The organism is Ensifer sp. Root31 (assembly GCF_001424825.1).
GTDB classification, from domain to species: Bacteria; Pseudomonadota; Alphaproteobacteria; order Rhizobiales; family Rhizobiaceae; genus Ensifer; species Ensifer canadensis.
In genome coordinates this window covers 73,592-99,003 of the sequence record NZ_LMCO01000010.1, presented here as the reverse complement: position 1 = coordinate 99,003, position 25,412 = coordinate 73,592, and the positions used below count along the sequence as shown (strand labels likewise).

Here is a 25,412-nt window from a genome sequence, read left to right as displayed (position 1 = left end):
GGAACGCACCACTCGGGCCACCTTTCCGCACGGCAATGCGACCCGTCTGAAAAGCCGGAAAACCCGGCGGTGCGGTGTTCCTGCGGCGCCGGACGGCTCGCCGAATGCGGTTGTCGCCTGCCGCGTTCGGGCATAAAATCGACCGGGCGGGAAGACGGGCAGGAATGCCGCCAAGTGCCGTCGTTCTGGGGCGACTAAGGGGTGCGCTACGGCGCCTCGCCGTGGTTCGTGTGCCCTCCATTCGTACCCGGATCGAAGCGGCCGGGTGTTTCTCTTTGCGTGAGTTCACAATTGGCGACGGTAGCGCCATTTCACCGTCGATCCCGGGAACAAAAGGGTTCGCGAAACATTCCTGCCGAACGAGGGAGGTTGGAGATGTTCGTGCGCTTTGGCTATGAGATCGGCATCCGCTGCCCCCAGCCGACACCGATGATGACTTATCTTTCCGTCGCCAGCGAAAAGCGCCCTGACATCCGGCGCGAACGTGGCCCCGTAACCTCGCCGATCGTCAAGATGGAGGAGATTGTCGACCCGCACCGCAATGCGTGCCTGCGCATGATCGCGCCGGAAGGGGACTTCAAGCTCAGCTATGATGCCGTCATCGAAGACGACGGCCGGCCTGACGTTTCCGATCCGCAGGCGCAGGCCGTGCCCGTCGAGAAGCTTCCACCGAACACGCTGCCCTATCTGGCCGCCAGCCGCTATTGCGAAACCGATCGGCTGGGCGCGCTTGCCTGGAGGCTTTTCGGGGAGGTGGCGCCCGGTTGGCCGCGGGTGCAGGCGATCTGCGACTATGTGCATGCGCGCCTGGTGTTCAGCTACGGCTACGCCCAGGCGATGCGCACGGCGCTCGAAGCCCACGAGGATCGCCTCGGCGTCAGCCGTGACTATGCGCACCTTGCCATCGCATTTTGCCGCTGCATGAACATGCCGGCGCGCTACGTCAACGGCTACATGGCCGACCTTGAAACCGAGAACAGAGTGGCGCCGATGGACTTCAATGCCTGGTTCGATGTCTTTCTCGGCGATCGCTGGTACACGTTCGACGCCAAGAACAATGCGCGCCGTGCGGGGCGCATTGCCGTTGCCCGGGGCCGCGACGCCGCTGACATTCCGCTGATCCAGACCTTTGGAAAACACGAGCTGACGGGGTTTACGGTTTGGACCTGCGTCGAAGCCGATGGCGGTCTCACCCGCTCTCATCGCGATGCCAATGTGTCGCTTTTGACGCCATGGTTCAGCGAAAGCTGGTCGCGACATGTGCAGGAACGCGACCGTGATCGCCACTGAAGGCGCCGCCTGGCGGACGATTTTTTACTTTTGGGGTGGAATCGAGAAATTAATATCTATAAACTCAATCGAGAATATCGGAGAACATGGCTATTAACGGCCAAGTTCCCGGCCTGAACGACGGAGAGACGCGATGAACGCTGCGAAGCCGACAATCCAGTCCCGATATGCGTCCTACGCTGCAGCCCCGCCGCGCCGCTCACCCATCACCCTGTTTCCGCACGCGATCGCCTTTGTCGCTGCCTTCTGCTTCGTTTCCGCCGTCGTCATCGGTGCCCTCTAAACGCGTTTCGGGACTGCTATCCGGCGCGCGACAGATGCTCGTGGACCGCCAGCCAGGTTCCGGCCCCATCCCGTTCAAACACGATCGTTTCTCTTTCCTGCGACGTCAGTGCTTCACCGCCGATCTCAAGTTCGGTTCGAACGCCATGCGTGAAGACGGCAACGTTGCCGATCATTTGCACATGCCGATCGCTGGACTGGCAGCCTCGGACGCGGAAGCTGTCGCGGGTCTCCCACAACGCCCATTCCGCCTCATATTCTGCCCGGCTGCGCAGGGGTCGATCGAGATTGTGGAAGATGAAGGTCGCATTCGGCGCGAAGGCTGAAAAGTAGGCGGCGGCATCATGGCGGGCAAAGGCTGCGACGAGCCGATCGGCGGCGGCAAGCACCGACTGTTCCAAGTCTTGCATCGATACGCTCTTTATTGTGAGAGTTGGCTTCATTGTCCGGGTTGGATCATGGCGCCGCGATCAGCGTTGCGAGCGGCCGGTTCTGTCTGCTGACACGCGCCTTGAGCTCATCGAGCGGCATCGCCTCGTGCTTCGCGAATTCGATGAACATTAGATTGAGATTGTTGAACAGCATCTCGCCGACGGCGCGAATGTCGGTTCCGGGGGCGACGAGGCCCTTCACCTGCAGCTTGTGGATGAGCGTCGACACCTGGTCGCAAAGCCGGCGGTCGAGCTCGGTATAGCGCTTGCTGAAGGGGCTCTCCGGCTGCTGGATCGAAATCGCCATCGCAGTGCGCCACATCTCCTTGCTGAGATAGACGAGCGAGTGATCGTAATATTGACCGATCAGGGCCTCCAGCGCGCCTTCGACGGAGGAGGGGGGATTGTCGACGATGGTGCGCCCGGCGGCGAGAACTTCCTCCACTTCCATCGACACCGTGGCGACCAGGATGTCGCCCTTGTTTTCATAGTAATTGTAGAAGGTGCCGACCGACACTTCGGCCCGTTCGGCGATGTCCTCGATGCGGGCGCTGTCGTAGCCGACCTCGCGAAACAACTGAGCGGCGGCGTCCAGGATACGTCTGTTCCGGTCGGCTTTCTGCCGTGCGCGCAACCCTGTCATGTGGATTTCCTTGAATTCTGAATGTCTTCAAATTTGAGATTGACTTAAAAAATGAATTCATTCAATCTTTTTTTGAAGACGCCGAAACGAGCGTCAAACAAGAGGGCAACAGCATGATGCAGTCAGTTCATGACGGCGCGCACCTGCGCCGATTTTTCTCCTCGGTCGCTGCAGGCGCGATCGTCGCCGCTTCGCTTGTCTCGGTTCCGGCACCGGCTTTCGCGACCGAAGAACTCAATGCGCTCGTCTGGTGCGACCACACGGATCCGGCCCTGGTCGAGCCGTTCGAAAAGGCCAACGACGTCAAGGTCAACCTGAAGGTCTATGAAGGCACCGGTGCCGCGCTCTCGATCCTCGACCAGTCCCGTCCGGGCGACTGGGACGTCCTCGTCATCGACGGCGTCGATGTTCACCGCGCCATCGATCTCGATCTGCTCGCCGAAATGCCGGCCGATGCCTTGCCGACATCAGACCTCTTCCCCGAAGTCCGGATGGAGGCCAACAACACCAAGGACGGCAAGACTTATGCCGTCACGGAAAAGTTCGGCTACAACACCATCTCCTACGACAAGTCCAAGGTCGATCCGAAGGACATGCAGGATCTCTCGGTGATCTGGTCGGACAAGTACAAGGGGCGCATCGCGCTCTACGACTACTACCTGCCGATGATCGGCCTCGTCGGTCTCGGGCTCGGCAAGAAGACCGCAGAGCTAACCGAGGCGGACATGCCGGCGATCAAGGAAAAGCTGGCGGCAATGCGTGCGGTTTCCAAGCAGGTCAGCGATGTCGTGTCCTCCCAGACGGCGCTGGCAACCGGCGAGGTCGATATCCTGGTCGGTGGCGGCGAGTGGATCACCGCGGTGCTGTCGGCCGACAAGCCCAATCTCGACTGGACGATCCCGGAGCAGGGGGCGGTGCGCTGGGCGCAGTCGATTGGCGTGATGAAGGATTCGACCAAGCAGGATCTGGCGCTGAAATTCGTGCAGTACATCGTCAGCCCCGAAGGCCAGGCACGGCTTGCGACATCCTCCTGCTACTGGGCGATGCCGGCAAACAGCAAGGCCGGCGAGCACCTGACAGACCAGCAGAAGGCGGCGCTGCGGTTCAACGAGCAGGCCGAATACCTGAAGAAGACGCAGCTCTATCCGATCCCGTCCACCGAACTGGATCAGCAGTTCCAGGATGCCTGGACGGAAATGCTGCAGCAGTAACGCCCCGAACGGCGTTCGCCAATCCTGCAGCCGATCGCCGCCCCACCGTCCGGTGGGACGGTGAACTGCGGCCACCATCCTTGTCTGGTGGGCGCTCAGATCTGGAGCTTTCATGACCGCGACAACTCTCGAAGATGCCGACCGCCGGAAAGCCTGGGGTTTTGCTGCGCCGGCACTTTTGTGGACGTTCGCCTTCTTCGTTGTGCCTTTCCTGTTCATGGCGGCGATGAGCCTCTGGAAGCGCGAGGGACGGGAGATCGTCCGCGTCTGGAATCTCGACAACTATCTGCGCTTCTTCTCCGAGAACGCGCTGTTGCAGGGCCTGGTCAATTCGCTCGAAATCACGGTTATCGTCACGGTCCTTTCGGTGCTGCTTGCCTACCCGCTCGCCTGGATCATTGCCGAGCGCGTGCCGAAACGGTTTCAGCGCATGGCGCTGATCCTGGCGATCCTGCCGTTCTGGACCTCCTATGTCGTCCGCTCTTACTCATGGTTGCTCGTGCTGTCGAAAAACGGCGTCATCAATCAGATACTGACGGGCGTCGGGCTGATCTCCGAGCCGCTCGCGATCGCCAGCACGCGCACGGCGACGGTGATCGGTTTCGTCCACTTCTTCGTCATGCTTTTGACGCTGACAATCTATTCGAACCTGATCCAGCTCTCGCCGAACTATCGCCGCGCGGCCGCCGACCTTGGCGCCAACGCCTTCCAGACCTTCTGGCATGTGGTGCTGCCGTTGACTTTGCCCGGCATCATGACCGGCGCATTTCTCACCTTCGTGCTCTGCATTGGCGACTATGTCACGCCGCAGATCCTCGGCGGCAACAACGAGCTGGTGCTGCCGCAGATCATCATGCTGCAGCTCGGCCGGCGCGCCGATTTCCCGATGGCAGCGGCGCTGTCGATCATCCTCATGCTGGCCGTCACCGTCGCCTATGTGCTGTGTGCCCGTTGGCTGAAGATCGAGAGGGCCTGATGCTGCGCAGAATTTTCATTGGCGGTGTGTCCTGGGCCTATCTCGCTCTCGTCTACGCCTTCATCTTCCTTCCGGTCGCGGTGCTCGTGCTGTTTTCCTTCCAGGACGGGCGCCTGCCGGTGCCGCCGTTCAACGGCTTTTCCACCCAATGGTACGAGGCTGTTTTCGTCGACCGCAAGCTGATGGCAGCACTCGGCAATTCGATGCTGGTCGCCATCTCCTCGTCCTTGGTCTCCTGCGTGCTCGGCTTTCTCGCCGCCTATTCGCTGGCGCGCTACAGGCTGCCGGGCTCGGCCTTGCAAAGGGGCCTGCTGATCGCGCCGATGACGGTCAGCTATCTGATCATCGCGCTCGGACTGCTGGCGCTTCTCAATGCGCTGCACATGCCGCTCTCGTTGTTGACGGTCGGCATCGGTCACGTGGTGATCAACCTGCCGCTCTGCTTTGCGATCATCTATGCCGCGATGGGTGACCACCAGATCAACATCGAGCGGGCGGCGCGCGATCTTGGCGCCAATGATTTCAAGGTCATGGCGCTGGTGACCGCGCCGATGCTGATGCCTTCGATCCTCGCCGCCTTCTTCCTGTCGGTGACCTTCAGCTGGGACGAGTTCATCATCGCCTTCCTGCTGTCGCGTTTCGACGTGACCCTGCCCGTCGAGATCTGGAGCATGCTGCGCTCTGGCCTCAATCCCAAGACCAATGCGATCGGCTCGCTGGTCTTTCTCGCCTCGGTGGCGCTGCTGCTGATCCTCGAGTTTTCCCTGTTCGGAAGGACGAAGAAACAATGACCGCTCCCGTCTCGATCGAAAACGTCAGCAAGACGTTCGGCCACTTCACGGCGCTGGACAGGGTCTCGCTCGACATCCGGGCAGGGGAGTTCATCGTGCTGCTTGGGCCCTCGGGCTGCGGCAAGACCACGCTTCTTTCCATTCTCGGCGGGTTCCTGTCGCCAAGCTCCGGGCGCGTCGTCATCGGCGATCGCGACATGACCTTCGTCACGCCGGCCAAACGCCCGACCACGACGATGTTTCAGGACTATGCGCTCTTCCCGCATATGCGGCTCGTCGACAATGTCGGCTTCGGGCTCCGGATGCGCGGTCTCGGCAAGGCCGAGCGGGACGAAAAGGCGCTCGGCTTCCTCGACCTCGTCGGTCTCAAGGCGTCCGCCGGCAAACGGCCGCACGAGCTTTCCGGCGGCCAGCGTCAGCGCGTTGCACTTGCCCGCGCGCTTGCCGTCGATCCCGAAGTGCTGCTGCTTGACGAACCCTTGGGCGCTCTGGACCTGAAGCTTCGCCGCCAGATGCAGGATGAGCTGAAGGCGATCCAGAAGCGGGTCGGCACCACCTTCGTGCATGTGACCCACGACCAGGAAGAGGCGATGGCGATCGCCGACCGGATCGTCGTCATGAACCAGGGGCGAATCGAGGATTTCGGTCCGCCATCGCAGATCTATATGCGGCCACGATCGCTGTTTTCGGCGGGCTTCATGGGCGAGGTCAATTTTGTTCCCGGCCGGATCAAGGCCGCCGACGCTTCGTCGGCCGAGGTTGAAACCTCGCTCGGCAACTTGGCGCTTCCCGCCGCCAATTTTACTGCGAGAGCGCCCAGGGCCGGCGACGCGATCACGCTCACCATTCGGCCGGAGCATTTTCGCGGGAACGACAAATCGGACGGTCCGATGTTCGCGCTCGGCGATGCGCGGGTCGCCGGCAGCGCCTTCTTCGGTACGCACTACCGTTGCCACCTCAAGCCTTGCGCAACCGACGGCGATGCGTTGGTGGCGCATCTGCCGCAATCCTCCGACGTGCGCGACGGCGAGATCGTCCCCCTTGCGGTGCGGGCTGCCGACGTCGTAGCCTTGCCGGCGGCAAGCGGAACCCTGTAGCAAGATGCGGCGAATTGCTCCGAAAGACTGGTATGCGGCGAAGCGTCTCGACGACGATGTCACCTACATCTGCGAACCCTTTATCCAGGAGTTCTACCGCTGCAACATGTGGCACGTGCGCGGGCGCGACCGTGACATGCTTGTTGATAGCGGCATGGGCGTGGTGTCGTTGCGCGCGTGGGTGCCGCTGGTCACCGAGCGCAAACTGACCGCCGTTGCCAGCCATACGCATTTCGACCATATCGGCTGCCATCACGAATTCGATTGCCGCGCCGTGCATGCGGCCGAAGCTGAGCTGCTGGCGCATCCGACGCGCATCAACACGCTTGCCGACCCCTATGTCGCCGACGAGATTTTCGACGCGCTGCCGCCCGAGCCCTATGCCTCGACCACCTACGCGGTGAAGGCTGCGCCTGCGACGATTGTTCTTGCCGATGGCGATCATATCGATCTTGGCGATCGCGTCTTCGAGGTGATCCACACGCCCGGGCATTCGCCCGGTGGCATCGCACTCTGGGAGGAGAAGAGCGGCGTGCTCTTTTCCGGCGACATCCTCTACGACGGGCCGCTGATCGAAGATACCTACCACGCCAATGCCGACGACTATCTGGCGTCGATGGAACGGTTGCTGCGCATTCCGGCGCGTATCGTCCACGGCGGACATTTTCCGAGCTTTTCAGGCGAGCGCTACCGCGCGCTCATCAAGGACTGGCTCGCGGAGAAAGAAAACACAATCTGACGGGAAGGAGGAGCGTATGCTCGACAAAAGGAAGTTTTATATCGACGGCCAATGGGTCGATCCGATCACGCCTAACGATCTGGAGGTGCTGAACCCGGCGACCGAGAAGCCGATCGCGGTGATTTCGATGGGTTCGGCCGCCGATATCGATCGCGCCGTTGCCGCTGCGAAGAAGGCCTTCGCCACCTATAGCCGTACAAGCGTCGACGAGCGGCTGGCGCTGCTCGAAAAGCTGTTGTCGATCTACAAGCGCCGCTATGACGAGATGGTGGCCACCATCACCATGGAGCTCGGCGCTCCGACGACAATGACGCGCGAGCAGCAGGCGGATGTCGGCGTCGGCCATCTGCAGGGGTTCATCGATGCGCTGAAGCGGCTGAAGACGCGCGATACGCTGGCGAACGGCGACGTGATCCTGCGCGAGCCGATCGGCATTTGCGGCCTGATCACGCCCTGGAACTGGCCGATCAACCAGATCGCGCTCAAGGTCGTTCCCGCACTTGCGACCGGCTCGACCTGCGTGCTGAAGCCGAGCGAATTCACGCCGCTCAACGCCATGCTCTATGCCGAAATGATCGATGAGGCCGGTTTTCCAGCGGGCGTCTTCAACCTCGTCAATGGCGATGGCATCAATGCCGGTGCCGCACTGTCGAAGCATCGGGACATCGACATGATGTCGTTTACCGGTTCGACCCGCGCCGGCATCGCCGTCAGCAAGGATGCGGCCGAAACGGTCAAGCGCGTGACGCTCGAACTCGGCGGCAAGTCACCGAACATCGTCTTTGCCGATGCCGATCTCGAAGACCGAGTGAGCGGAAGCGTGCTCGAATGCTTCAACAATTCCGGCCAGTCCTGCGATGCGCCGACGCGCATGCTGGTCGAGCGTAGCGTCTACGACAAGGTCGTCGAGATCGCCGGCCGCGTCGGTCGTGGAGCCGAGGTCGGCGATCCGACCAAGGAAGGCGGCCACATCGGCCCGTTGGTGAGCGACGTCCAGTTCGGCCGCGTGCAGGCGCTGATCGAAGCGGGTATCGCCGAGGGCGCGCGTCTTGTCGTCGGCGGTGCCGGCAAGCCCGAGGGCTTCGAGACCGGCTACTTCGTCAAGCCGACCATCTTTGCCGACGTCAACAACACCATGCGCATTGCTCGCGAGGAGGTGTTCGGGCCGGTGCTGGCGATCATCCCCTTCGATACCGAGGAGGAAGCGATCGCGATCGCCAACGACACCAATTACGGGCTGGCCGCCTATGTGCAGACCGGCGATCCCAAGCGGGCGGAGCGGGTGGCGTCACGCCTGCGCGCCGGCATGGTCCACATCAACGGCGGCCCCCATCGTTATGGCAGCCCCTTCGGCGGCTACAAGCAGTCCGGCAATGGACGCGAAGGCGGCATGTTCGGGCTCGAGGATTTCCTTGAGGTCAAGACCGTGCATATTCCGGACGCGGCCTGACGACACCAAGCATTGCGCCGACGAGGCGCGATAGAACCATTGGACGGTCGCCGTGTTTGCGCATGGCGGCCGTCTTTGTTGCTGCGGGCGATTTATTGCGACTGTTGCCGATGCCGCACTTCTGCTAGCTGCCTTCTCAGGGGCGCCATGATCGCCCGCCAGCAGAGAGCCGGACATTGACGTGACCTCAGCACCCGCCGCCGCCTCTTCTCATAATCGCCTTGCCATGGCTGCCCTGCTGATCGGCGGGGCTGCGATCGGCGGCTCGCCGATCTTCGTGCGCCTGTCCGAGGTCGGACCGATGGCGACGGCCTTCTGGCGCGTGGCGCTGGCGCTGATCCCGCTTCTCGCCTGGTCCTGGTTTCGTGGGGCGCCGGCGTCCGACCGGCGGCCCGAGCGGCTGTCGGAGTATGCGCTGCTGGTGCTGCCGGGTGTCTTCCTCGCAATCGACCTTGCCGCCTGGCACTATGCGCTGACCAAGACGTCGGTCGCCAATGCCACCCTGCTGGCCAACCTTGCCCCCGTTTTCGTGACGCTTGCGAGCTGGCTGCTTTTTCGCGCCCGCATCAGCACCGTGTTTGCCATCGGACTTGCGACGGCGGTCGCCGGCGTGATCATCCTCAAGGGCGGCCCGATGGCGCTTGCCGACGGCAATCTGCTGGGCGACGGCGTCGCCGTCATCGCTGCGATGTTCTATGCCGGTTACATCCTGGCAATCGGGCGGCTGCGCAGCCTGTTCAGCACCATCCGGATCATGGTTTGGAGCACGGCATCCGCCGCCATCTGCATGCTGCCGATCGTGCTTCTGTCCGAGCCCACGCTATTGCCGCCGACGCTCTTCGGCTGGTCGATGCTGTTCGGCCTCGCCTTCGTCAGCCATGCGGGCGGGCAGGTGGCGATCACCTATGCGCTCGCCTATCTGCCGCCGGCGTTTTCGTCGCTGACGCTTTTGCTGCAGCCGGTGGTCGCGGCGATCCTCGCCTGGATACTGCTCTCCGAGCCGGTCGGGCTGATGCAGGCAATCGGCGGGGCGATCGTGCTTGTCGGCATCCTGATCGCCCGCCGCGGTTAGAGCATTTCCAGGAAAGGTGCGAACGCGGTCTTCCGTCAGGAAATGTGTAAAAACATGGAGCAAGAGCGTTTCCGCGGCTGCGTCGAAACCGGATACGCTCTTGCCCTGTTACAGGCCGGGAAGGTTGAAGCCGGCGAGCCGCTCTTCCAGTTGGCGGATCGTGCCCGCGTCGGCATTGGCAAAGGCAAAGCGCAGGTAGTTTTCCTGGCCTTCGCCGAAGTAGTCGCCCGGCAGGCAGATGACACCGGCGAGTTTCGCCAGCTTCTCGGCCACGAACTGCGAATCGATGTCCGCGAAGGGATGCCGGATATAGGCGAAGTAGGCGCCGATCGCCTGCAACTTCCATTGCGGCAGCCGGCCCATGACATCGCGCAGCGCGTCTGTACGCGCAGCGATCTCGGCGCGATTGCCGAGACGCCAATCGGCAAGTGCTGGAATAGCCTTGGCGACCGCGGCCTGCGCCGAACGGGGCGCGCAGATCTGCAGGTTGTCCATGATCTTGGTGACCTGCTCGACCAGCGCCGGCCCGGCGGTGATTGCGCCGAGGCGATGGCCCGGAATGCAGAAGGATTTGGAGAAGCTGTAGAGGCCGATGAAGCTGTCCTGCCATCCCTCCGTCTGCAGCAGGCCGTGCGGTGCAGCGCCGGCATCGGGCAGGAAGTCGCGATAGGTTTCGTCGAGGATCAGCCAGGTGCCGTTGGCGCGGCAAACTTCGTAGATGCGCGACAGAAGCTCGGGCGGATAGATCGCGCCGGTCGGATTGTTCGGCGATACCAGCGCGAGCGCCCGGATACCCGGCCGCAGCGCAGCAGTGATTGCGTCGATCTCCGGCAGGAAGCCGGCGCCGGCGTCGCAGGGCACCAGCTCGACATTGATGCCGAGCATGGCGAGCGTCGTTTCCTGGTTGAAGTAATAGGGGTTGGTCATCAGGATCGTATCACCGGCTGAGGCGATCGCCATCGCGGTGCAGATGAATGCCTGGTTGCAACCAGAGGTGATGTGGATGTTGTCGGCCGTGATCGCGGCGCGATAAAGGCCTGCCACATGCGCGGCATAGGCCTCGCGCAGCGCCGCTTCACCCTCGATCGCGCCATAGCCGGTATAGGCAGTCGACGCCGCGGCTTCGCCCAGCCATGCCAGCATGTCCGGGTGCGCCGGATAGCCGGGCACCGCCTGCGAGAGGTCGATCAGCGGCCCGCGGGAGCCATCATAGCTTTTCGCCCAGGCGAGCACCGACGGCACGGGCGGCGACGAGAGCTTTTCGACGAGCGGATTGAAATGCGGCATGGCAGGTGTTCCTATGGCTCAGGCTTTGTTCTTGCGTTTCTGTGGGCGTTCCGTGCGCCGGCCGCGGGCCGGAGCTGAAACCGGCTGAAAACCGTCCTTCACCGATTTACGGTCTGTCGGCTCGGATTTCGAGGCTCGGCTGCGAATAATCGTGCGCGCGGAGGTCTGCAGTTCCGGCATCGGGTCGTTTTCCAGCGCCGAGAACATCCAGTCGATGAAGATACGCACGATCGGGGCGGCCAGCACTTCATTGCGGCAGGCGACGTAAAAGGCGTCGTTGGCCGGAACCGTCAGGTCGAAGGGAGCGATCAACTCGCCGCGCGCGATCAGGCTGCCGGCGGTGATGGTGTCGCCAAGCGCGACACCCTGATTGTGCAGCGCCGCTTCGGTCGAAAGCCGCGCATCGCTCATGAAATGTTGGCGACCGCGCTGCAGGTCGCTGGCATCGGCCGCTGCCAGCCACGTGTTCCATTCGCGCCCGTCGTCGCCATGCAGCATCACATGGTCGCGCAGGTCGCGCACGGAGCGCAACGGCCGCATATTCAGCAATGTCGGGCTGACGACCGGGAACAGTTCCAGCCGACTCCAGAGCTTCGACCAGCAGCCCGGCCAGTTGCCGTCGCCATAGATCAGGCAGACGTCGACATCGGACGCATCGAGATAGGCGGCATCATTGGAGGCGATCAGCGTCAGCCGCACATCGGGAAACTGCTCGGTGAAGAGGTGCAGGCGCGGGATCAGCCAGAAGGAGAGCAGGGCGGGGACGCAGGTGATGCGCAACTCGCCGCTGGTGGTCGGGCGCGTCATGGCGGCTGTTGCGGCGGCGATTTCGGCAAAGGCGTGGGTAACCGCCGGAAGTAGCAGCGCGCCCTGCGGCGTCAGCTTCAGCCGCTTTCCGCCGCGCACGAATAGCGTGGCGTTGATCGAGAGTTCGAGCGCGCGGATCTGGTGGCTGATGGCGCCGTGCGTCACGTTCAGTTCGCGCGCGGCAGCCGACACGGAGCCACGGCGCGCCGTCGCCTCGAAGGCGCGCAAGGGGTTCAGGGGCGGCAGGCGGCTGGACAAAAAGCTTGGTTCCGGCGGGCTGTTGTCATGTGAATTTTTCTCACACGAAACGCTATAACAATGTCAATTGATTTTCCAGAGGATTTGTCACCTAATGGAACTCAACAGGGCAAAAAGCCTGGGGAACTTGATTGAGCCGGAGAGAACCGGCCCCATCCGCAGATGCTGATCTGTGGCGCCTTTGTGCGCATTCCCCGGCTGACATGACGGAGGTTTGAGCGGATGGCCTGGGACGAAAAGAAGCTTGGCGAACTCAAGGCGAAATACGGTGAAAGCCATGGCGGCGAGCTGTTCGACCCGACCTTCCGCCGCGTCGCCGACAAGATCTTCACCAAGAGCGGCACGCGCCTTGCGCCCTATTCCGGCATCCCGACCTTCCTGACGGCGCCGCACATGGCTGTTGATGCGGACGAGCCCGATTTCGGCAATCTGCAGGTCGCGATCGTCGGCATCCCCATGGATCTTGGCGTCACCAACCGTCCTGGTTCGCGCTTCGGACCGCGGGCGCTGCGTTCGATCGAGCGCATCGGCCCTTACAACCATGTGCTCGGTTGCGCGCCGGTTCACGAACTGCGTGTCGCCGACATCGGCGACGTGCCGTTCCAGAGCCGCTACCGGCTGGAGCTTAGCCACGACGATATCGAAAAGCGCATCAACCAGATCGTCGATGCCGGCGTCATTCCGCTGTCTGTTGGCGGCGACCATTCGATCACCCATCCGATCCTGAAAGCCGTCGGCAAGAAGAAGCCGGTCGGCATGATCCACATCGATGCCCATTGCGACACCGGCGGCGCCTACGACCTCACCAAGTTCCACCATGGCGGCCCGTTCCGCAACGCGGTGCTCGACGGTGTGCTCGATCCGACCCGTGTCGTGCAGATCGGCATCCGCGGCTCGGCCGAATATCTCTGGGAGTTCTCCTACGAGTCCGGCATGACCGTCATCCATGCGGAGGAAGTCACCGGTCTCGGCATTCCCGCGATCATCGAGAAGGCCAAGAAGATCGTTGGCGACGGCCCGACCTATCTCTCCTTCGACATCGACAGCGTTGATCCGAGCTTTGCACCGGGCACCGGCACGCCTGAAATCGGTGGTCTCACCACCCGCGAAGTGCTGGAACTGATCCGCGGCCTCAAGGGCATCAACCTTGTCGGCGGCGACGTCGTCGAGGTCGCGCCGCAATATGACGCGACGACCAACACGGCGCATGCCGGCGCCCAGGTTCTGTTCGAGATCCTCAGCCTCATGGTGTTCAGCCCGGCCGTTACCGGCAAGTCCGCCTGACGCCTGAAAGAAAGATTGTCGGCTGCCGGACTGGAAGCGGCGGCCGACCAGCAAATGCCACAACCAACAATGCTTCCGGACAGGGGAACGACAATGACACTTCACAAGACGATGAAAGCAGCATTCGCCGCCGCTCTGATGCTGGGCGCGGCAACCGGTATCGCACGTGCCGACGCGCTCGCCGACATCAAGTCGGCCGGCCAGATCAATGTCGGCATCTTCTCGGACTTCCCGCCCTTCTCCTCGGCCAGTGCCGACATGAGCATCAAGGGTTATGACGTCGATGTCGCCCAGCAGATCGCCGACGGCCTCGGCGTCAAGCTCAACCTGGTCAGCGTCACCGGCCAGAACCGCATTCCCTATCTCAACGACAAGCGCGTCGACATCCTGATGAGCGTCGGCTTCTCCAAGGAACGTGCCGAGGTGATCGACTTCGCCGCGGCCTACGCACCTTACTACATCGCGGTCATCGGTCCGGCTGAGCTCAAGGTTGCCGGCAAGGACGACCTTGCGGACAAGACGATCGCCGTCAACCGCGGCACGCTGGAAGATACGTCGCTGACCGAGGCAGCGCCGTCGACCGCCGCGATCCAGCGCTTCGACAACTACAATGCCGTGATCCAGGCGTTCATCTCCGGCCAGACCCAGCTGATGGTCGTCGGCAACGACGTCGGTGCGCAGGTGCTGGCCCGCCAGGAGGCGCTGAAGCCGGAACAGAAGTTCCAGCTCCTGACCTCGCCGTCGCATATCGGCCTCAACAAGAACGAGGAAGCCCTGAAGACGGCCGTCAACGACGCGGTTGCTAAGATGCTTGCCGATGGCAAGCTGAATGCCAGCTCCGAGGCCTGGCTGAAGACGCCGCTCAACCCCGAAAACCTGAAAGACTAATCAGCACTTGACGCCCACGGGGACATGCGTCTCCGTGGGTGCCTTTCGGGGAAAGGTTGCGACGATGGGTTACAGCCTCGATTTCGGGTGGCTTCGGGATGCCGCGGGCGCGATCGCCCATGGCGCTGCGATGACGCTCTTTCTGATCGCCTGCACCATGGTGCTCGGCATTCTGATCAGCATTGTCTTTGCAGCCGCCCGCCGCAGCCGTTACGGCGTGCTGCGCAAGGCGGTTGCCGTCTATGTCGAAGTGATCCGCAACACGCCGTTCCTGGTGCAGTTGTTCTTCATCTACTTCGGTCTGCCGAGCCTCGGCATCCGGCTCGATCCGATCGTCGCGGCGATCCTGGCGATGACGCTCAACATGGCGGCCTACACCACGGAGATCGTCGGTGCCGGCCTTGACGCCGTGCCGAAGGGCCAGGGCGAGGCAGCCTTTGCACTCGGGCTGAGGCCACGGCAGGTGTTCGTCAAGATCATTCTGCCGCAGGCTCTGAAGGTCATCTTTCCGGCGCTGATCAGCCAGGTGATCATCATGATGCTGGAATCGGCGGTCGTGTCGCAGATCGCCGTGCGGGAACTCGCCCATGAGGCGGACCTGCTGCAGGCGCGGACCTTCCGATCCTTCGAAACCTATTTTGTCGTCACGCTGATCTATCTCGCGTTGTCGATGATGATCCGCCGTCTGTTCGTGGCGGGCGGCCGGCGCATGCTTGGGGCGGGCGTGTCATGATCGAGTTCACCTTCTGGGACATCCTGCGCAATCTGGTATTTGCGACCCGCTGGACGCTGCTTCTATCGCTTGTCGCCTTTGCCGGTGGGGCTGCCGTCGGCCTGATGATCCTGTTTGCGCGCATATCGAAACAGAAGTGGCTGCGTCGGTTCGGCTCGGGCTACATCGCGCTGTTTCAGGGCACGCCGTTGTTGATGCAACTGTTCCTGATGTTCTTCGGTCTGCCGATGCTTGGCTTTCGCATCGAGCCATGGACCGCGGCAGCATTGGGGTTGACCTTCTATGCCAGCGCCTATCTTGCCGAGATCTGGCGCGGCGGCGTCGAAGCCCTGCCGGCCGGCCAGTGGGATGCCGGCGCCAGCCTCGGGCTGCATCGCCTGCAGGAACTGCGCCTGGTGATCCTGCCGCAGGCGTTCGCGATCACCCGGCCGCCGGCTGTCGGCTTCCTCGTCCAGCTCATCAAGAGCACGGCGCTGACGTCGATCATCGGCTTCGAGGAGCTTCTCAGAACCGCCAATGCGATCAATAATGCAACCTTCGAACCTTTCACGGTCTATGGGCTGGTCGCGGTGATCTTCTTCGTGCTGTGTTATCCGCTGACACAATATGCACGCATGCTGGAACGCAAAATGCCCGCGCACTGAGACCGAAAATGTGCAAGAAATCAAAGAGAACAGGGAACAAGGCGGATCACCGCCGAAACAAAGGAGAAAGATGATGATCACCACTTCCATCAAGCGCCGCACGCTGCTCGGCGCGGGTCTTGCCGGCGCTTCGATGCTGGCGATGCCCTCGGTACTGCGCGCCCAGGACAAGTCGCTGAAGGTCGGCGTTTACGGCGGCTATTTCAAAACCTCGTTCGACAAGAACATCTTCCCGGAATTCACCAAGGCGACGGGCATTGCGATCGAATCGATCGCCGAGCCGACCGGCGAAGCCTGGCTCGTTCAGCTGGAGCAGGCCGCACGCGCCGGCCAGGCGCCGGCCGACGTTTCGATGATGTCGCAGGTGGCGATGCTCAAGGGACAGTCGACCGAGCTGTGGACGCCGATCGACATGGCGAAGATCAAGAACAGCTCGAACCTGCTCGACCGCTTCGTCAACAAATATCCGGATGGCCGCGTTGCCGGCATCGGGGCCGTGTCCTGGTACATCACGCTGGTCACCAACACCGATGTCTACAAGGAAGCGCCGACCTCCTGGTCCGCGTTCTGGGATCCGGCAAATGCCGACAAGCTGGGCCTGCTGGCGCTGGTTTCCAACTCCTTCCTACTGGAAGTGACCGCCAAGACCTACTTCGGCGGCACCAATGCGCTTGATACCGAAGAGGGCATCCTCAAGGTCTTCGAAAAGCTCGCCGAGGTTAAGCCGAACGTCCGGCTCTGGTACCGCGACGAGGCACAGTTCGAGCAGTCGCTGAAGTCGGGTGAAATCCCGATGGGCCAGTACTATCACGACGTGACCGGCCTTGCGGCCGCCGACGGCAATCCGGTGCGCTCGACCTTCCCGAAGGAAGGCGGCATCCAGGATTCCGGTTGCTGGGCACTGTCGCGCGCCTCGCAGAAGTCCGAGGAAGCCCATGTCTTCATCGACTACATGTGCCAGCCTTCGATCCAGGCGACCCTGTCGCGCAAGGTCGGCACGTCGCCGACCGTCAAGCGCGAAGTCACCGATCTGACGGATAAGGAATTTGCAGCCGTTTCGTCTGACATCGAGCCGATCGTGCCGCGCTACGACCTTTATCAGTCCAAGTCCGATTGGCTCAACCAGAAGTGGACCGAGCTGATCGTCGGCTGATGACAAGACGTTGGCCCTCCGCTTTTTTAAAGGGGAGGGCCGGAGCTTAAACGAAAGGGGGCATCGTCTCCCTTGCCACCCCTCCCGCAGACGGGAGGGGACTATCCCGCGGAGAGACAATGTCCGGACTCGCCCTTCAAAACGTCGTCAAGGAATTCGGATCCTTCAGAGCCGTCAACAATGTCGACCTCAACGTGCCGCACGGGACGTTCGTCTGCATGCTCGGCCCGTCCGGTTGCGGCAAGACCACGCTTTTGCGCATGATCGCCGGCCTTGACCTGCCGACCGGCGGGGCGATCCAACTTGATGGCGACGACATCACCCATGTGCCGACGCACAAGCGCAATCTCGGCATGGTGTTTCAGTCGCTGGCGCTTTTCCCGCATCTGACCGTCGGCGAGAACATCGCCTACCCCTTGCGCATCCGCGGTGCGGCAAAGGAAGACCAGAAGAAGCGCGTCGACGAACTGCTGTCGATGATCCATCTGACCGGTTATGCCGACAGGCCCGTTGCCAAACTTTCAGGCGGCCAGCGCCAGCGTGTCGCGATCGCGCGCGCACTGGCGATCTCGCCCAAACTTTTCCTTCTCGATGAGCCGCTGTCGGCACTCGACGCCAAGCTGCGCGAGGCGATGCAGGTGGAATTGCGCCAGCTGCAGCAGAAGCTCGGCATCACCACCATCGTCGTTACCCACGACCAGCGCGAAGCGATGACCATGGCCGACACGGTCGTCGTGATGAACGGTGGCGAGATCCGCCAGGCCGCGTCGCCGATCGAGATCTATCGCCGCCCCGCCGACAGCTTCGTCGCCGACTTCATCGGCCAGACCAATCTTCTCGAGGTGCAGGCCGACAGTGCCGGCCGCGTCGAGGTGCTGGGGCAGCCGATTGCCGGCCTTGCATTGCCTGCAGGCGCTTCCAAGGGAACGCTGTCGGTTCGTCCTGAAGATGTGCACCTGACCGCACCCGGTGCCGGCGCACTCACTGGCAAGGTCACCTTTGTGCGCGATCTCGGCGGCACGATCGAAACCTTCGTCGACATTGCCGGCCGGCAGATCGTCGCGGTCTCGACGCCGCGCGGCCGGCCAGACGTCACCGTCGGCCAGGAGGTCGGCATTGCGCTTACCCCCGACGTTTGCGTGGTGTTGAAGAAATGAGACGCGAACCGCCCCAGACCCTTGGCGATTACGCGCCGCTCCTCTTTCCCGCGGCGATGCTGACGATCTTCTTCGTCGTGCCCTTCGGCACCATGATCGCCGTCAGCTTCTTCCAGCGCCAGCAGGGCGGCTTCTACACGCCGGCCTTCGTCTTCGACAATTATGCGCGCTTCCTCTCCGCCTTCTTCGGCGGTGTGCTCGGCTTTTCGCTGCTGCTCGCCATCACCGTGGCGATCTGCTGCGTCGTGCTGGCGCTGCCCTTTACCTACATGCTGACCCGCATGGGACGAAAGGTGCAGGTGCTCTGGCTCGTGGCGCTCCTGTCGATCCTGTCGCTGTCGGAAGTCATCATCGGCTTTGCCTGGTCGACGCTGTTCTCTCGCACGGCCGGCATTACCAACATTCTGGTGGCGCTCGGCATCATGAGCGAGGCGAAGGCACTGACCCCGAGTTTCGGCGCGGTGCTGACCGGCATGGTCTACCAGGCTTTCCCCTATACGGTGCTGGTGCTTTTCCCGGCACTTGTGCGGCTTGACCCGACCCTGACGGAGGCTGCCCGGACGCTTGGCGCATCGCCGCTCAAAGCCTTCTTCACCGTCGTCGTGCCGGCGCTCAGAAACACCATCACTGCAACGCTGATCATGGTGTTCATCTTCGCGCTCGGTTCCTACCTGCTGCCGCAGCTGCTCGGCCGGCCGCAGCATTGGACCCTGTCGGTGCTGATCACCGACCAGGCGATCTACCAGTCGAACATGCCTTTTGCCGCGGCCATGGCGGTGTTCCTGGTGCTGGTGACGCTCGGGCTCGTGGCGCTGACCGTGATTGCCGGACGCAAGGGAGAAGCGGTATGACCTCGATCTTCCGCAAGGCCTACTTCTTCCTGATCGGGCTCTTCCTGGCGCTGCCGCTGATCGTCGTTGCCGGTGTATCGGTCAATGCCAAGCAGACGCTGGCTTTCCCGCCACAGGGCTTTTCGCTGTCCTGGTACGGCGAGATCTTCCTCAATCCGGAATGGCGCAGCGCGCTTTTCGCCTCCGTCACGCTGGCGTTGCTGTCGGCGGCCCTTGCCGTTGCGATAGCGTTGCCGCTGGCCTGGTTCCTCTGGCGCCGGATCGCGCCCTGGGCCAATATCTTCCAGTTGCTCGGCGTCGCGCCCTTTACGCTGCCGCCCGTGATCACCGCGCTTGGCATGCTCACCTTCTGGGCAACGGTCGGCTTCTACGGCCAGCCCTGGACGGCGGTCGTCAGCCACGCGATCTTCTTCGTGACGCTGCCGCTGGTGACGTTGTCGCTCGGCTTCACCGCGATCGACCGATCGCTGGTCGAGGCAGCCGCGACCATGGGGGCCGATGAGCGCACGATCTTTCGCACCATCGTCCTGCCGCTGATCCTGCCCTATATCGTCTCGGGCTACGCGTTCGCCTTCGTGCTTTCGCTCAACGAATACATCGTTGCCTACATGACCGTCGGCTTCACCATGGAAACGCTGCCGATCAAGATCTTCAATGCGCTTCGCTACGGCTACACGCCGACCATGGCGTCGGTGACGATCCTGTTCGTCACTACGGCCGCCGTGATCTTCGGTCTCGTTGCCCGTTTCGGCGACCTGCCGAAGCTTTTGGGCGCCATGTCGTCGGACGGAAAATGATGAAGCTCGCCGCGCTCCAGATGCAATCGGCCTGCGGCGATGTCGCCACCAATCTCGACCGCCTTGCGCGGGCGGCGAAGGAGGCGGCTGCGAGAGAAGCGACGCTGCTGATGACGCCGGAACTCGGCCTTACCGGGTATGGCGCGGGGGGGGCGATCCGCGATCTCGCCGAGCCGGCGGATGGACTGATCGTCCGGCGCCTGGCGCAGATTTCGCGGGAAAGCGGCATCGCGCTGATCGCCGGTTTCGCCGAACTCGATGGCAACGACATCTATAACAGCGCCGTCTATGTCGATGGCGATGCGACGCCGACCGTTTACCGCAAATCGCATCTCTACGGCGACTACGAGCGGTCGCTGTTTAGGGCCGAAAAACCGTCGACACGGCTGTTCGCCCACCGTGGCGTCACCTGTGGCATGCTGATCTGCTACGATGTCGAGTTTCCTGAGAATGTGCGCAGGCTGGCATTGGCGGGTGCCGAAGCGGTGCTGGTGCCGACGGCGCTGCCGGCCGGATGGTCGGGCACCTTCATCACCGACCACATGATCCAGACGCGCGCCTTCGAGAACCAGGTCTTCGTTGCCTATATCAACCATTGCGGCTCGGACCCGATGTTCTCCTTTGCCGGCCTCTCGCGCATCGCATCGCCGGACGGACAGGTGCTGGCCAAGGGTGACGCCGGCCACGAGGCGCTGATTTTTGCCGACATCAATCCGGCGAGCTTCGCGATCTCGCGGCTGGAAAATACCTATCTCGGTGATCTCAATCGCACGTAGGCTTCTCCGGTTTGGACGATCGTGGAAACGCTCTGTCTCCTAGTTTTACGCATTTCCTGACGAAGAACTGCTTCGCGCTTTTCCTGGAAAGGCTCCGAGGTTGTGCGGAGATCGTTCACTCCAGAAGAACATTGCGTTCTACATTGTCCACTTTCGCAATCGCCGTGCCGCCCCATATTGTGCTCAACAGAAAAGCCACGCATTGGAGGCAATCATGAGTTTGCAACTGACGGGTATTCACCATCTGACGGCAATCACGGCGAACGCGCCGGAGAACCTGCACTTCTACACCAAGGTTCTCGGGCTGCGCCTGGTCAAGAAAACCGTCAACCAGGACGATACAACCGCCTATCACCTGTTTTACGCCGACGGCAAAGCGAGCCCGGGAACGGACCTGACCTTCTTCGACTGGCCGGTCGGACGCGAAGGCCGCGGCACGCACAGCATCTCGCGCACCGGCCTGCGGGTCGGCAGTGCCGATAGTGTTCGCTGGTGGAAGGGTCGCCTCGACGAGATGAAGGTGACCGCCGGCGATGTGCGCGAAATCGACGGCCGCATCTCTCTCGACTTCGAAGACGGCGAAGGCCAGCGTTTCCGGTTGATCGACGACGGCGGACTTTCACCCTCGCACCCCTGGGAAAAGAGCCCGGTTCCGGCCGAGCACCAGATCAAGGGTCTTGGGGCCATCACCATCAGCGTGCCTGATATCACCAACACCGAGCTGGTGCTGACGCAGGTGATGAACATGACCGAGGCAAGACGCTATCCGTCGCCGGATGGCGAGGGCCAGGTGCATGTGTTCTCGATGGGCGAAGGTGGTCCCGCAGCCGAACTGCATGTGGCCGTTCAGCCCGGCCTGCCGCCCGCCCGCCAGGGTGCCGGCGCGGCGCATCACGTCGCCTTCCGGGCGCCGGATACAGATGCGCTGACGGCGTGGACGGAGCGCCTGCAGGGCTTCCGCCTGCCGTCGAGCGGTGAGGTCGAACGCTACTATTTCCGCTCGCTCTATTTCCGCGAGCCGAACGGCGTGCTGTTCGAGATCGCCACCGACGGGCCGGGGTTTGCCGTCGACGAACCGATGGAAACGCTTGGCGAAAGCCTGTCGCTGCCGCCGTTCCTGGAGCCGAAGCGGGCCCAGATCGAGGCACGGCTGAAGCCGCTGGAATAACGATCAAAAGCAGAAAGCCGGGGCTCGTCCCCGGCTTTTTCGGTTTTACATCCCCCTGATCCCATTGGCTTTCCCGTCGCATCGACCCATGATGGCGGCAACAAGCAGCAAAGGGTCAGATCATGGTGAAAATCCTCGGCATTTCAGGAAGCCTCAGGAAGGCGTCGTTCAACACAGGCCTGATGAAGGCTGCCGCGTCAGCCTCGCCCGATGGTGTCGAATTCGGAACCGCGACGCTGCATGGCATTCCGCTCTATGACGGCGATGTCGAGGCCAGGGACGGCGTCCCCGAGGCCGTTACCGCGCTGAAACAGAAGATCATGGCAGCCGACGGCGTGATCCTGTTCACACCCGAATACAACAATTCGATGCCGGGGGTTTTCAAGAACGCGATCGATTGGTTGAGCCGGCCATCGGCCGATATCGCCAAGGTGTTTCGTGGGCGACATTTTGCGCTCGCAGGTGCGTCGCCGGGCAATTTCGGCACGATCCTCAGCCAAAACGCCTGGCTGCCGGTCATGCGTACGCTCGGCGCCGAGCTGTGGTCGGGCAAGCGGCTGATGCTGCCGCGCGCGGAAAGCCTGTTCGATCAGGACGGGCTGCTGACGGACACGGACGCGAGCGACCGTCTGCGCGCCTTCGTCAAGGCTTTCGCAGACTTTGCTGCGGCAAAGAGTGGGAATTAAGGGCTTCAGTCCTGAGGGGACACTTGTCTAGCCTCCCACGAGGTGGCGAAAGACCGAATTTTGTCATCCTCTGGCTTGACCCGAGGATCCATCTGCGCGCGCACCGTCGGTGCAACGTGGCTCAAAGCCTTGAGGCCGTGGATGCTCGGGTCAAGCCTGATGCTCGGGTCAAGCCCGAGCATGACGGAGAGAATGGAGGGTGCGCCTGCTACGCTGCCAACGCGAACTCTTCCTTCGTCCGCGAGCCCTCAGACGCTGTTTTCTGTCAGCCATTGCTGGATGGCAGCGATATCGGGAGCGCCGATTTCATGCCCCATGTCGAGATCGATGGCCGTGAGCCTGGCGCCGGTCTTCTCCAGCTCAGTTTTGAGGCGCGGCGCAAACTGGCCGTAGCCGTCGCTCTTGCCCGTCAAAAGCAGGATGTTCGTGCCGGCGAGATCGGGCGTCGGCATATCGTCGAGAACCACCATCGAGCGCATCAACACCACCTGCCGGATCAGGCCTGGATGCAAGGTCATCAGCGCGCCCAGCAGGTTGGCGCCGTTGGAATAGCCGATGAAAACGGCCTTTGAGAGATCGATACCGTAGCCATCGCGCGCGCCTTCAAGAAAGGCCGCAAAGGCGTCGGCCTCCGAGCGCGCATCCCTCTGGTCGAAGGTGGTCGAGGAATAGCGCCGGAACCAGCGCGGCGAGCCTTCTTCGGTGGAGCGACCGCGAACGCCGAGCAGCGTGGCGTCGTGATCCACCTGATGGGCGAGGTGCAGAAGCTGCGTCTCGTTGCCGCCGCTGCCGTGCAGGAGCACGAAGGTGCGGTCGTCGGGCGTCTCCGGATGATAGAAGCGATGAACGAAGGGCAGGTCCCGCTCCGCCAGGCGCGGCTCCCCCGGCAGCGCGAACTGCGGCAAGCTGACCAGCGTTTCCGCAGTGCGGTCGGCAAAATGGGCGGGGATGAACAGCTCCGTGCCGAGCGTCTCCTTCGGCTCGTCGACGGTGAAGCCGGGCTTGTCGGTTGCAAACTCGTAGAGCGAGCCGCCGGGTTCGCGGACATAAAGCGAATAGAAGTATTTGCGGTCGTGGGCGTTGATGACGCCGGCATCGTCACGTTTGAGGTCGTCGCGGACCTTCAGAACGGTTTCCTTGTCCGGGGCGCGAAAGGCGATATGGTCGATCGTGCCGGTGCCGGGTGCCGATGTCCAGAAACCGGTGGCGTCGCGCACGTCGATGATGTCGCCCGATTGCGAGGTGAAGCGGCGGATCGTGTCGGTGGCGCCGGTTTCGCTATAGCCGAAGTGCTCCGCGAGAAAACGGGCGGAGTCGGCCGGCTGCTCCGTCAGGATCGTCGCTCCGCGCAGGCGCCGGATCGCGTCTGCCTGGGGAATGTCGCGCGTGCTCCATGGTGCCGCTGCCGAAAGCGCATTGGTTCCCACGAGCTTGACGATGACGCCGTCGGGATCCTTGAGCCGCAGCACCGGTTCGCCGAATTCCTGGGCAGGACCGGAAATCTTGATGTTGTACTGGAGCGCCCGCGTCAGCCAGAAGCCGATGCTTTCCGGCGCGATGGCAAAGGCGATCTCGCTTGGCTGGCCGTGGCCAACGCGGCCGGGTGCGCCGTCCTCCCACATCAGGAAGGTCACAAGCGAGCCGGGGGAGCCCTCAGCGTCGCCGTAGAAGAGATGGAGCTGGGTGGCATCCTCGTAGCCGCCGGTTCGCTTTACCAAGCGCAGGCCGAGGAAGCCGACGTAGAAATCGACGTTCGCTTGCACCTTGCGAGCAATCAGCGTGATGTGGTGGATGCCGCTCGTCATTTTTCGTCTCCCGATATGATGCGCTCACAAACCACATGCGGATCGCTGGCGCCAGAACCGCGGCGGAGAACGCTGTGTTCACGTGGGCGGAAAAGTCAGCTCCGCTCCTTGGCGAGGAAGGCCTTGAAGGCGTCGGCATAATCCGGGTGCCAGCGCGACAGCGGCGGCCGGTTCTCGACGATGTCGCCGGCTGCCCACAGAATACGTTTCTCGTCAGTCGACCGGATCACGTCGTTGTCCGGGCAGAGGATGTAGAAGTCGCCGCGCTCAAGGCTTTCCATCATGAAGTCTACTGTCTGATCCGGCGTCCAGGCGCCTTCCGGTTTTTCCGTGCGGCCACTTGCGGTCAGCGACGTGTAGACGAAGCCGGGGATGAGCAGATGGGCGTGGACCTGGCCGCCGGCGATGTTGCGCAATTCATGTTCCAGCGCCTCGGTGAACGCCTTCACGCCGGCTTTTGAAACATTGTAGGCGGGGTCGCCGGGAGGCGTGGTGATGCCCTGCTTCGAGCCGGTGTTGATGATGACGCCCGGCTGGCCATGGGCGGTCATGTGCGAGGCGAAGACGCGTGAACCGTTGATGACGCCCCAGAGATTGACGGCGAGTACCGCCTCCCAGTTTGCCTGCGGGCCGAATATCGCGCTGCCGGGCTGAATGCCGGCATTGTTCATCAGCACATGGACTGGCCCGAAGCGCGCGCGGGCGTCGCGCTCCAGCGCTTCGATCTCTTCAAGGCGAGAAACGTCCGCCGGGATGGCTGCAACATAGTCCGTGCCCTGCGACGACAACTCTGCGACCTCGGCTGCAGCTCGCGTCAGGCGCTCGCCGTCGAGATCGGCGAGTACGACACGCATGCCGAGCCGCGCGAAACGGCGGGCGCTGGCAAGGCCGATGCCGGAAGCGGCGCCGGTGACGACGGCAAGGTGATCGGGGGCAAAGGCGGGGTGAGACATGGCGGAAGCTCCAGCGGTCAGGATCGAACGCAAGAGATAGGGCGCAAGGAGGCGCCTGTCCATCACTGTGGTCCGTTGCGCCTAGCGTTGAAGCGCCTGAAATCTATCCGTTTTCAGCACGCCAAACCTTGTCACCCCGACCGGGCACACTAGTTCCGATAAGAACCATCGGTAGCCAGAGTG

General features: G+C 62.6%; 26 protein-coding genes. 20 read left to right on the top strand and 6 right to left on the bottom strand.

All coding sequences use genetic code 11. The features are described 5' to 3' along the window. Positions 1–375 precede the first annotated feature (375 nt). Complete coding sequence (locus ASD00_RS11270; protein WP_057206544.1) at positions 376–1,290, top strand: transglutaminase family protein; 915 nt, start codon at positions 376–378, stop codon at positions 1,288–1,290. Positions 1,291–1,423: 133 nt separating this feature from the next. After that, positions 1,424–1,573, top strand: coding sequence for a hypothetical protein (locus ASD00_RS40915; protein ID WP_025428181.1), 150 nt, complete (start codon positions 1,424–1,426; stop codon positions 1,571–1,573). A gap of 16 nt (positions 1,574–1,589) precedes the next feature. On the opposite strand, the gene ASD00_RS11265 is transcribed toward ASD00_RS40915, so the two are convergent. Then, positions 1,590–1,982: a nuclear transport factor 2 family protein gene (locus tag ASD00_RS11265; RefSeq protein ID WP_025428180.1), complete on the bottom strand. Its 393-nt coding sequence runs from the start codon at positions 1,980–1,982 to the stop codon at positions 1,590–1,592. Between the two features lie 46 nt (positions 1,983–2,028). After that, the gene (locus tag ASD00_RS11260; protein WP_025428179.1) at positions 2,029–2,646 is read right to left on the bottom strand and encodes a TetR/AcrR family transcriptional regulator; all 618 of its coding nucleotides are present in this window, start codon (positions 2,644–2,646) and stop codon (positions 2,029–2,031) included. 113 nt (positions 2,647–2,759) lie between these two features. Between ASD00_RS11260 and ASD00_RS11255 the strand changes: the two genes are divergently transcribed. From ASD00_RS11255 to ASD00_RS11225, 7 genes are all read left to right on the top strand, one after another. Then, positions 2,760–3,857 carry an extracellular solute-binding protein gene (locus tag ASD00_RS11255; RefSeq protein WP_107028053.1) on the top strand — a complete coding sequence of 366 codons (1,098 nt, stop codon included), beginning with the start codon at positions 2,760–2,762 and terminating at the stop codon, positions 3,855–3,857. 112 nt (positions 3,858–3,969) lie between these two features. Next, the gene (locus ASD00_RS11250; RefSeq protein WP_025428177.1) at positions 3,970–4,833 is read left to right on the top strand and encodes an ABC transporter permease; all 864 of its coding nucleotides are present in this window, start codon (positions 3,970–3,972) and stop codon (positions 4,831–4,833) included. Beyond that, positions 4,833–5,624, top strand: a complete 792-nt coding sequence (locus tag ASD00_RS11245; RefSeq protein ID WP_025428176.1) for an ABC transporter permease — start codon at positions 4,833–4,835, stop codon at positions 5,622–5,624. The genes ASD00_RS11250 and ASD00_RS11245 overlap by 1 nt, the downstream gene beginning before the upstream one ends. Beyond that, positions 5,621–6,721, top strand: coding sequence for an ABC transporter ATP-binding protein (locus tag ASD00_RS11240; protein ID WP_025428175.1), 1,101 nt, complete (start codon positions 5,621–5,623; stop codon positions 6,719–6,721). The genes ASD00_RS11245 and ASD00_RS11240 overlap by 4 nt, the downstream gene beginning before the upstream one ends. A gap of 4 nt (positions 6,722–6,725) precedes the next feature. After that, positions 6,726–7,460, top strand: a complete 735-nt coding sequence (locus tag ASD00_RS11235) for an MBL fold metallo-hydrolase (protein WP_025428174.1) — start codon at positions 6,726–6,728, stop codon at positions 7,458–7,460. 16 nt (positions 7,461–7,476) lie between these two features. Continuing rightward, a complete protein-coding gene (locus ASD00_RS11230) occupies positions 7,477–8,910 on the top strand; it encodes an aldehyde dehydrogenase family protein (RefSeq protein WP_025428173.1) in 1,434 nt (477 codons plus the stop codon). Between the two features lie 226 nt (positions 8,911–9,136). Continuing rightward, positions 9,137–9,982, top strand: a complete 846-nt coding sequence (locus ASD00_RS11225; RefSeq protein ID WP_025428172.1) for a DMT family transporter — start codon at positions 9,137–9,139, stop codon at positions 9,980–9,982. A gap of 108 nt (positions 9,983–10,090) precedes the next feature. On the opposite strand, the gene ASD00_RS11220 is transcribed toward ASD00_RS11225, so the two are convergent. Both ASD00_RS11220 and ASD00_RS11215 read right to left on the bottom strand, forming a co-directional pair. Continuing rightward, positions 10,091–11,269: an aminotransferase gene (locus tag ASD00_RS11220; RefSeq protein ID WP_025428171.1), complete on the bottom strand. Its 1,179-nt coding sequence runs from the start codon at positions 11,267–11,269 to the stop codon at positions 10,091–10,093. 18 nt (positions 11,270–11,287) lie between these two features. Then, positions 11,288–12,334, bottom strand: a complete 1,047-nt coding sequence (locus ASD00_RS11215) for a LysR substrate-binding domain-containing protein (protein ID WP_025428170.1) — start codon at positions 12,332–12,334, stop codon at positions 11,288–11,290. 222 nt (positions 12,335–12,556) lie between these two features. Between ASD00_RS11215 and speB the strand changes: the two genes are divergently transcribed. From speB to ASD00_RS11160, 11 genes are all read left to right on the top strand, one after another. Next, positions 12,557–13,618 (top strand): agmatinase, encoded by a 1,062-nt coding sequence (gene speB / locus ASD00_RS11210; protein WP_025428169.1) that lies wholly within the window; start codon positions 12,557–12,559, stop codon positions 13,616–13,618. A gap of 111 nt (positions 13,619–13,729) precedes the next feature. Then, complete coding sequence (locus ASD00_RS11205; RefSeq protein WP_225906283.1) at positions 13,730–14,506, top strand: transporter substrate-binding domain-containing protein; 777 nt, start codon at positions 13,730–13,732, stop codon at positions 14,504–14,506. Positions 14,507–14,570: 64 nt separating this feature from the next. Further along, positions 14,571–15,239 (top strand): amino acid ABC transporter permease, encoded by a 669-nt coding sequence (locus ASD00_RS11200; protein ID WP_025428167.1) that lies wholly within the window; start codon positions 14,571–14,573, stop codon positions 15,237–15,239. Beyond that, a complete protein-coding gene (locus ASD00_RS11195) occupies positions 15,236–15,883 on the top strand; it encodes an amino acid ABC transporter permease (protein ID WP_025428166.1) in 648 nt (215 codons plus the stop codon). The genes ASD00_RS11200 and ASD00_RS11195 overlap by 4 nt, the downstream gene beginning before the upstream one ends. A gap of 73 nt (positions 15,884–15,956) precedes the next feature. Beyond that, positions 15,957–17,036 carry an ABC transporter substrate-binding protein gene (locus tag ASD00_RS11190; protein ID WP_025428165.1) on the top strand — a complete coding sequence of 360 codons (1,080 nt, stop codon included), beginning with the start codon at positions 15,957–15,959 and terminating at the stop codon, positions 17,034–17,036. Positions 17,037–17,155: 119 nt separating this feature from the next. Further along, on the top strand, positions 17,156–18,193 hold the full coding sequence (locus tag ASD00_RS11185) for an ABC transporter ATP-binding protein (protein WP_025428164.1): 1,038 nt from the start codon (positions 17,156–17,158) through the stop codon (positions 18,191–18,193). Further along, the gene (locus tag ASD00_RS11180) at positions 18,190–19,044 is read left to right on the top strand and encodes an ABC transporter permease (RefSeq protein ID WP_025428163.1); all 855 of its coding nucleotides are present in this window, start codon (positions 18,190–18,192) and stop codon (positions 19,042–19,044) included. The genes ASD00_RS11185 and ASD00_RS11180 overlap by 4 nt, the downstream gene beginning before the upstream one ends. Next, positions 19,041–19,841 carry an ABC transporter permease gene (locus ASD00_RS11175; RefSeq protein WP_025428162.1) on the top strand — a complete coding sequence of 267 codons (801 nt, stop codon included), beginning with the start codon at positions 19,041–19,043 and terminating at the stop codon, positions 19,839–19,841. The genes ASD00_RS11180 and ASD00_RS11175 overlap by 4 nt, the downstream gene beginning before the upstream one ends. Next, complete coding sequence (locus ASD00_RS11170; RefSeq protein ID WP_025428161.1) at positions 19,838–20,617, top strand: carbon-nitrogen hydrolase family protein; 780 nt, start codon at positions 19,838–19,840, stop codon at positions 20,615–20,617. The genes ASD00_RS11175 and ASD00_RS11170 overlap by 4 nt, the downstream gene beginning before the upstream one ends. Positions 20,618–20,831: 214 nt before the next feature. Next, positions 20,832–21,785 carry a ring-cleaving dioxygenase gene (locus ASD00_RS11165; RefSeq protein WP_057206542.1) on the top strand — a complete coding sequence of 318 codons (954 nt, stop codon included), beginning with the start codon at positions 20,832–20,834 and terminating at the stop codon, positions 21,783–21,785. A 122-nt stretch (positions 21,786–21,907) separates the two neighbouring features. Next, positions 21,908–22,471, top strand: a complete 564-nt coding sequence (locus ASD00_RS11160) for an NADPH-dependent FMN reductase (RefSeq protein ID WP_057206540.1) — start codon at positions 21,908–21,910, stop codon at positions 22,469–22,471. 248 nt (positions 22,472–22,719) lie between these two features. Here ASD00_RS11160 and ASD00_RS11155 read toward each other — a convergent pair whose 3' ends face one another. After that, a complete protein-coding gene (locus ASD00_RS11155; RefSeq protein WP_025428158.1) occupies positions 22,720–24,276 on the bottom strand; it encodes a VOC family protein in 1,557 nt (518 codons plus the stop codon). Positions 24,277–24,371: 95 nt separating this feature from the next. Further along, positions 24,372–25,229, bottom strand: coding sequence for an SDR family NAD(P)-dependent oxidoreductase (locus ASD00_RS11150; RefSeq protein WP_025428157.1), 858 nt, complete (start codon positions 25,227–25,229; stop codon positions 24,372–24,374). Positions 25,230–25,412 lie beyond the last annotated feature (183 nt).

Bases quoted from the DNA above. Each gene is read 5' to 3' on its own strand.
- ASD00_RS11270 (WP_057206544.1), top strand. From the start codon at position 376: ATGTTCGTGCGCTTTGGCTATGAGATCGGCATCCGCTGCCCCCAGCCG.
- ASD00_RS40915 (WP_025428181.1), top strand. From the start codon at position 1,424: ATGAACGCTGCGAAGCCGACAATCCAGTCCCGATATGCGTCCTACGCT.
- ASD00_RS11265 (WP_025428180.1), bottom strand. From the start codon at position 1,982: ATGCAAGACTTGGAACAGTCGGTGCTTGCCGCCGCCGATCGGCTCGTC.
- ASD00_RS11260 (WP_025428179.1), bottom strand. From the start codon at position 2,646: ATGACAGGGTTGCGCGCACGGCAGAAAGCCGACCGGAACAGACGTATC.
- ASD00_RS11255 (WP_107028053.1), top strand. From the start codon at position 2,760: ATGATGCAGTCAGTTCATGACGGCGCGCACCTGCGCCGATTTTTCTCC.
- ASD00_RS11250 (WP_025428177.1), top strand. From the start codon at position 3,970: ATGACCGCGACAACTCTCGAAGATGCCGACCGCCGGAAAGCCTGGGGT.
- ASD00_RS11245 (WP_025428176.1), top strand. From the start codon at position 4,833: ATGCTGCGCAGAATTTTCATTGGCGGTGTGTCCTGGGCCTATCTCGCT.
- ASD00_RS11240 (WP_025428175.1), top strand. From the start codon at position 5,621: ATGACCGCTCCCGTCTCGATCGAAAACGTCAGCAAGACGTTCGGCCAC.
- ASD00_RS11235 (WP_025428174.1), top strand. From the start codon at position 6,726: ATGCGGCGAATTGCTCCGAAAGACTGGTATGCGGCGAAGCGTCTCGAC.
- ASD00_RS11230 (WP_025428173.1), top strand. From the start codon at position 7,477: ATGCTCGACAAAAGGAAGTTTTATATCGACGGCCAATGGGTCGATCCG.
- ASD00_RS11225 (WP_025428172.1), top strand. From the start codon at position 9,137: ATGGCTGCCCTGCTGATCGGCGGGGCTGCGATCGGCGGCTCGCCGATC.
- ASD00_RS11220 (WP_025428171.1), bottom strand. From the start codon at position 11,269: ATGCCGCATTTCAATCCGCTCGTCGAAAAGCTCTCGTCGCCGCCCGTG.
- speB (WP_025428169.1), top strand. From the start codon at position 12,557: ATGGCCTGGGACGAAAAGAAGCTTGGCGAACTCAAGGCGAAATACGGT.
- ASD00_RS11205 (WP_225906283.1), top strand. From the start codon at position 13,730: ATGAAAGCAGCATTCGCCGCCGCTCTGATGCTGGGCGCGGCAACCGGT.
- ASD00_RS11200 (WP_025428167.1), top strand. From the start codon at position 14,571: ATGGGTTACAGCCTCGATTTCGGGTGGCTTCGGGATGCCGCGGGCGCG.
- ASD00_RS11195 (WP_025428166.1), top strand. From the start codon at position 15,236: ATGATCGAGTTCACCTTCTGGGACATCCTGCGCAATCTGGTATTTGCG.
- ASD00_RS11190 (WP_025428165.1), top strand. From the start codon at position 15,957: ATGATCACCACTTCCATCAAGCGCCGCACGCTGCTCGGCGCGGGTCTT.
- ASD00_RS11185 (WP_025428164.1), top strand. From the start codon at position 17,156: ATGTCCGGACTCGCCCTTCAAAACGTCGTCAAGGAATTCGGATCCTTC.
- ASD00_RS11180 (WP_025428163.1), top strand. From the start codon at position 18,190: ATGAGACGCGAACCGCCCCAGACCCTTGGCGATTACGCGCCGCTCCTC.
- ASD00_RS11175 (WP_025428162.1), top strand. From the start codon at position 19,041: ATGACCTCGATCTTCCGCAAGGCCTACTTCTTCCTGATCGGGCTCTTC.
- ASD00_RS11170 (WP_025428161.1), top strand. From the start codon at position 19,838: ATGATGAAGCTCGCCGCGCTCCAGATGCAATCGGCCTGCGGCGATGTC.
- ASD00_RS11165 (WP_057206542.1), top strand. From the start codon at position 20,832: ATGAGTTTGCAACTGACGGGTATTCACCATCTGACGGCAATCACGGCG.
- ASD00_RS11160 (WP_057206540.1), top strand. From the start codon at position 21,908: ATGGTGAAAATCCTCGGCATTTCAGGAAGCCTCAGGAAGGCGTCGTTC.
- ASD00_RS11155 (WP_025428158.1), bottom strand. From the start codon at position 24,276: ATGACGAGCGGCATCCACCACATCACGCTGATTGCTCGCAAGGTGCAA.
- ASD00_RS11150 (WP_025428157.1), bottom strand. From the start codon at position 25,229: ATGTCTCACCCCGCCTTTGCCCCCGATCACCTTGCCGTCGTCACCGGC.